Source organism: Streptomyces durbertensis, assembly GCF_014156695.1.
Lineage (GTDB): Bacteria > Actinomycetota > Actinomycetes > Streptomycetales > Streptomycetaceae > Streptomyces > Streptomyces durbertensis.
Genome location: NZ_WMLF01000795.1, coordinates 1 through 1,187, shown reverse-complemented (window position 1 = coordinate 1,187; position 1,187 = coordinate 1). Strand labels below are relative to the sequence as shown.

Here is a 1,187-nt window from a genome sequence, read left to right as displayed (position 1 = left end):
CAGGCGAAGGGGATGCACCTCGTGGCACGCATCGGTGATGGTGGCGATCTGCTGAAGTGTTCTTTCTGTGGGAAGAGTCAGAAGCAGGTGAAGAAGCTCATCGCAGGTCCTGGTGTGTATATCTGTGACGAGTGCATCGATCTGTGTAATGAGATTATTGAGGAGGAGTTGGCGGAGTCTTCTGATCTTCGGTGGGGTGAGTTGCCGAAGCCGCGGGAGATTTTTGAGTTTCTTGAGGGTTATGTGGTGGGGCAGGAGGCGGCGAAGAAGGCTTTGTCGGTTGCCGTGTACAACCATTACAAGCGGGTGCAGGCGGGTGAGTCGTCGTCCGGTGGGGTGAAGGACGATGGTATCGAGTTGGCGAAGTCGAATATTTTGTTGTTGGGGCCGACGGGGTCGGGTAAGACGTTGTTGGCGCAGACGTTGGCGCGGATGTTGAATGTTCCGTTCGCGATTGCTGATGCGACTGCGTTGACGGAGGCGGGGTATGTGGGTGAGGACGTCGAGAACATTTTGTTGAAGTTGATCCAGGCGGCTGACTATGATGTGAAGAAGGCCGAGACGGGGATCATCTATATTGATGAGATTGATAAGGTCGCGCGGAAGAGTGAGAATCCGTCGATCACGCGGGATGTGTCGGGTGAGGGTGTTCAGCAGGCGTTGTTGAAGATTTTGGAGGGGACGACTGCGTCGGTGCCGCCGCAGGGTGGGCGGAAGCATCCGCATCAGGAGTTCATTCAGATCGACACGACGAATGTGTTGTTTATTGTGGGTGGGGCGTTCGCGGGGTTGGAGAAGATTATCGAGTCGCGGGCGGGTGCGAAGGGGATTGGGTTCGGTGCGACGATCAGGTCGAAGCGGGAGTTGGAGGCTTCGAATCTGTTCGAGGAGGTGATGCCGGAGGATCTGGTGAAGTTCGGGATGATTCCGGAGTTCATCGGGCGTCTTCCGGTGATCACGTCGGTGCATAATCTGGATCGTGCGGCGTTGTTGCAGATTCTGGTGGAGCCGCGGAACGCGTTGGTGAAGCAGTACCAGAAGTTGTTCGAGCTTGATGGTGTGGAGTTGGAGTTCGAGCGGGGTGCGTTGGAGGCGATCGCGGATCAGGCGATCCTGCGGCGCACGGGTGCGCGCGGCCTCCGCGCGATCATGGAAGAAGTCCTGATGTCGGTGATGTACGAAGTCCC

The 1,187-nt window shown here is 57.0% G+C and carries 1 protein-coding gene; it reads left to right on the top strand.

Annotation, left to right across the window (positions count from 1 at the left end):
* Positions 1 to 21: 21 nt before the first annotated feature.
* The coding region (gene clpX / locus GL263_RS26875) for an ATP-dependent Clp protease ATP-binding subunit ClpX (protein WP_181355787.1) at positions 22 to 1,187 on the top strand (1,166 nt) is incomplete at its 3' end.